The sequence below is a fragment of the Acidovorax sp. KPB24-07 genome (assembly GCF_057543315.1).
Map to the genome: position 1 here is coordinate 1 of NZ_BAAJYS010000776.1, position 957 is coordinate 957.

Consider the following 957-nt stretch of genomic DNA (forward strand, 5'->3'; position numbering starts at 1 on the left):
CTGCGCGCGCAGACCCTGCCCGCGGGCGACTTCCACGCCTGGGTGGCCTGCGAGTCGGCCGTGGCCAAGGCCCTGCGCGCGCACCTGGTGGGCGAGCGCGGCGCCTACCCCAAGTGGGTCAAGGCCTCGGGCTACTGGCGCCGGGGCAGCGCGGCCACGCACGACACGCACGAGGACTGACCGGGAGGGACCGGCAGGCGCCGCGCGGGCCCCTCATGCGGGCTGCGCGGCCAGACCCTGCGCCACATGGTCGATCCAGGCCCGCACCCGCGCCGGCAGAAAGCGGTTGGGCGGGTACAGCAGCCAGGCCGTGCCGGAATACGCCGTGGTGTGGCGCCAGCCGGGCAGCACGCGCACCAGCGTGCCGGCCGCCAGGGCCGCCTGCGCCATGAAGCCCGGCAGCGAGGCGATGCCCAGGCCGCCCAGGGCGGCCTCGCACCGCACCTCGCTGTGGTTGGCCACGTAGCGCCCGCGCACCTTCACCACGGCGGATTCCGCTGCGCCACCCCCGCCACCCGGCCGCTCGAAGCGCCAGTGCCGGTCGCGCTCGTCCTCGCCCAGGGGCAGGCAGTCGTGCTGCGCCAGATCGCGCGGGTGCTCCGGCAGGCCGCGCTGCGCCAGGTAGGCCGGGCTGGCGCACACCACGTGTTCCACCGGCTCCAGCGGCCGGCCCGCCAGGCCCGGGGGCGGCGCGTCGGTGATGCGCACCGCCACGTCGATGTGCTCGGTGAACAGGTCCACGGTGCGGTCGGTGATGACCAGCTGCACGTCCACCTGCGGGTGCGCGGCCAGGAAGGACGGCACCAGCGGGTGCAGCCGCTGGCGTCCATAGGCCTTGGGCGCGCTCATGCACACCAGGCCGCTGGGCACGTCGGCATGGTGGCCGGCCAGCGCCAGCACCTCGCGCGCGCACGATTCCAGCCCCTGGCAGCGCGCGAACGCCGCGTGGCCCGCCTC

At 76.2% G+C, this 957-nt stretch carries 2 protein-coding genes; one reads left to right on the forward strand and one right to left on the reverse strand.

Features of this window, described 5'->3' with window-relative positions; all coding sequences use genetic code 11:
* On the forward strand, nucleotides 1-180 hold a 180-nt coding region (locus tag AC27IQ_RS25715; protein ID WP_487091330.1), incomplete at its 5' end, for an SIP domain-containing protein.
* A gap of 33 nt (nucleotides 181-213) precedes the next feature.
* On the opposite strand, the gene AC27IQ_RS25720 is transcribed toward AC27IQ_RS25715, so the two are convergent.
* On the reverse strand, nucleotides 214-957 hold a 744-nt coding region (locus AC27IQ_RS25720; protein ID WP_487091331.1), incomplete at its 5' end, for a substrate binding domain-containing protein.